At 60.8% G+C, this 3,605-nt stretch carries 2 protein-coding genes, 1 tRNA gene and 1 pseudogene; all 4 read right to left on the bottom strand.

The genetic code is table 11. The features are described 5' to 3' along the window. Window positions 1–171: transposase (locus CFR80_RS17295; RefSeq protein WP_146221661.1), on the bottom strand; the 171-nt coding region annotated here is incomplete at its 3' end. A 66-nt stretch (window positions 172–237) separates the two neighbouring features. Next, window positions 238–447: pseudogene (locus tag CFR80_RS17290) on the bottom strand (siderophore-interacting protein); the annotation flags it as partial. A 236-nt stretch (window positions 448–683) separates the two neighbouring features. Next, window positions 684–3,092 (bottom strand): recombinase, encoded by a 2,409-nt coding sequence (locus CFR80_RS17285; protein ID WP_010517116.1) that lies wholly within the window; start codon window positions 3,090–3,092, stop codon window positions 684–686. Between the two features lie 416 nt (window positions 3,093–3,508). Beyond that, window positions 3,509–3,585: transfer RNA gene (locus tag CFR80_RS17280), tRNA-Met, on the bottom strand. Window positions 3,586–3,605: the final 20 nt, after the last annotated feature.

Raw genomic sequence — 3,605 nt, 5'->3', positions numbered from 1 at the left:
AAAAAGGCTTGCCATGCCTTCGATCGCCTGGCGCTTCCATTGGGCGATCATCGTCTGATGCACGCCATGTTTCGACGCCAACTCCGCCAGCGTCAGTTCCCCACGGATCGCCTCCAGGGCAACCCGTGATTTGAACTCCGCCGCATACCGTTTCCGCGTAACCTTGCCCATAAAACACGTCCTCGTTCAGGCCAGATGATAGCTTATCGCCCTGTCCGAAAAATGGGGACCACTTCTATCCAGGCCGGGCACGAAGATCTTGATATGGTCATCCGGGGATGGGCTGGTGAAGCCGACCAGTTCGGGGCCACCCAGCGTGACACGGATCATGTGCGGGGTCAGGCGCTCAACGGCGCGGACCTCAAGACTGCGCCTGACCAGATCATGCCGCAGACGGCGGATCTCGGGAGCATCGTCGCGATTTGAAAAGGATTGGAAAAGCTTCATCACTGTGTATCCCTGTCATGCCGACAGACCGGTGACTGTGGATACACAGACGCACAGGCTGTCAGCATTTTGCTGTCAGTTTCTGTGCGTTGTTTCACGTTAACGCATACGAAAGTACGGTCTGCAAAGACCACACTAGCTGCGCAACTCAAAGCCTTCGGCGGCAGAGTCTGTCAACGGGTTTCTCGGTATCCTTCTGTTACCGTCGCGCACCAGATGGCCTGACAGCACCATCTTCAGATCGGGCAGACTCCACTGGCACATTGCAGATGCGCCCAGTCCACCACTTCGCGCACCTCGTCATCCTGGATCATGGCCGTGATGGCAGCGAATTTGCCTGCCGTGACTTCCTCTTCCGGCAGGTATTCGTAACCAAGACCGGAATCCGGACGGCTGGGCAGCACGGCGCAGCAGCGCACATGCGGCTGGTTGGCCGCCACCATGGCGCGGAAATTGTCCAGACTATGCCGGTCGGTATAGACCTTGAGCGTGTAAGACACCTGATTGCCCTGCTCCGCCCCGATCCAGTATTTCTCCAGCAGTTCCAGCCAGCGATACTGCTCCTCCGGCGAGGCTTCGGGTGCTGTCACCACACGCTCGCCCATGCCGAGACGCTGGATAAGCGGCACGGTCGGAAAGCCCACAATACTCATGCCCGGAAAGCTGCGCAGCGAACGCACGGGATAGCCCTTGTGTTCGTAAGCTGGCAGTAGCGGGTCGGTTCCTGCCTCCCACGTGCCGTCCTCGCGCCGCACGCCCTTGAACTGCACCCAACGCAGATATTGCCGCCGTGCGGGCAGGTGTGCACCTTCGGTCAGGCCAAACAGCTTCGATGTGGTGCCCGCAGGTTTGACGGTTGTAACTGTAACCGGCCGGGTGGTGCCGGTCTCAAGCGCATAGGCATTCGCCTCGGCTTTGGCGATGGTGGAGAGTTCGCGCACCGCGTTCCAGAAGGGGGCGGCACGGTCCTCGTCCAGCAGATCATGAAAGTCGAGACCGAAGCGCACCCATGCCCATTCATGCAGACCGGTCGGGCCGATGCCGATCCGGTTGGTCCGGCGCACTTCCTCGCCATACAGCGCGTCCATACGGTTGGCACGCAGCAGAAAGCGCACGCCAAGCCGCACGGAATCCCTTACGCGGGCATCCCATATGTCCGCCGCTTCGGCTGAGACCTGACCGGGCATCACTTCCTCTGGCGCCACCGGGCAGGCCAGCAGCGGGGCGAAATCACCAATCACGCAATAACCACCCGTAACGTGCAATGTGATCTCGCCGCAGGGGTTGGTCGTGACCGGAAAATGCGCGGACGTGGCCCGCTGAGCCAGATCGGCCAGCAGAGCTGCGCCCTCGGTGGCCTGATAGCGGTGCGAGCGGAAATCCCGCCCATCCGCATGCACCTGTTTGAGCCGAGCGCTGCCGGTGCGGTTATCTTCCAGCCGGTCACCATTGATGAAGCCGGGCTCCCCATTGATCCATGCGCACCGCGTGGCCTCGGCAAACACCGTGCGGGCATGGTCGGCCAACGAGCCGGTCTTTGCTGGATCGTTCACGTAATCCCAGAATTCGGCGTCCACCATGACGGAGTGGTTGGCGGTCCATAGCCCGCCTTCTTCCTTGGCGCGAATGAAGCGCAGCACATCCGCATCCCGCCATGATTTGGTGGCCATGCGCGCGGCACGGCGCGCACCGCCCACCTGCACCTCGACCGATAGATAATGGTCCACCCGCAGCGCCTGTTCCCATAGCGGCATATCGCCTGCACGCGCGGCCTTGATCACATGCTCACGCACATTGAGCAGTCCGCGCAGCAACGAGACCGGCCCCGAAGCGGGCCGCCCCTGCATGCCCGCAATCGGGCTGCCCGCACAGCGGATGGCGCTGAAATCCAGCACTAGTGTGCGATCGCGTTCGCCACCGAAGGCCATTGCCTCAATCGTCTCGACCGCCTTACCCCAGCCTTCGCGGCTGTCCTCAATGACGTGAACAAGGTCACTGCCTTCCGGCAGCCGGGTCAGCACGGTTCTTTCCAGAAAGGCGCGGACCTGCGCTTCCCTCTCTGCATCGAAGGCTTCCAGCACCGTGCCCCAGGGCAGGATCTGCATCTCAAGGCCGAACTGCAGCAGGCTGGCACGGTCCTGCGGGTAGTCCGGGTGCTCTGGTGAAAGGACGAATTTCACGTCGGGGGCCTGACCCCAGTCCACCACGCACAATTCATCATCATAGGCCCGTCCCACGCCGGAGCCGTTGAGCAGCAGATAGAATTTCGCAAAGGAGCAGACGGCCGTGGCGCAGTTGGTGAACATCTCCATGTTGCGATCCGGCTGCGTGCTGTCACCATGCTGGAGATGACGCCCCGAAGTGAGCAGCGCCCCCGTAGCGATGGCGTTACGGAGTTGCATGATCTCCGCATCCTCCACCGTGGCCAGTAATCCGGCATTGCCTTCGGCCACACGGTCGGCGACACGCCCGAAATCCTCCCGGTCGGAAGGGCGGAACACCGTCCGGCGACCGACCGCTTCTCCCATGCCCCGATCCAGCGGGCGTGCCGGGACAGGTCGCGTTCCGAAAGCCCCTTCAAACGGATTACGAACGGCCTTGCGGCCACCCTGGCCGCCCGTAAACAGCGAAAAATCTCCGTCCATGCACCGGCTCCATTCTGCGGGCGAGCAAAGTCCGTCTTCGAGACCATGGTCGCTCATATTGTGCTCATGAAACTATGGTGACACCAGATATTGTGTCCTGCACGAACAAAATAGCGGGCCGCACTTTCCTGATCGCTGTCACCCGCAGTTTTCCTTGATATGCGACCTGATTTTTTTTGGCTCCTGCTGGACTGCCTGCCAGGCGAATCATTTTGGTCGCTTCGAACACCTGAGCGGCGACGCCATTATCTCAGTGAAGGCCATGCGAAAATTATCACGCACACGTGAAATCAGGCAAAACTACGCTGCGCTTTCAGTCCCATCTGCATCCTATACGCATCCTGCGGGAGATTTCGGGCACAAAAAAACCCGCCGTGTTAGGGCGGGTTTATCGTGTCCTATCAAGGACTTATATCTGGTTGCGGGGGCAGGATTTGAACCTGCGGCCTTCAGGTTATGAGCCTGACGAGCTACCGGGCTGCTCCACCCCGCGGTGGTGAGGGGTGACTGGAA

The sequence above is a fragment of the Komagataeibacter oboediens genome, from assembly GCF_003207815.1.
GTDB classification, from domain to species: Bacteria; Pseudomonadota; Alphaproteobacteria; order Acetobacterales; family Acetobacteraceae; genus Komagataeibacter; species Komagataeibacter oboediens.
This window is presented reverse-complemented; position numbering and strand designations above follow the sequence as displayed.

Coding starts and splice junctions, on each gene's coding strand:
- CFR80_RS17285 (WP_010517116.1), bottom strand. CDS start 3,092: ATGGACGGAGATTTTTCGCTGTTTACGGGCGGCCAGGGTGGCCGCAAG.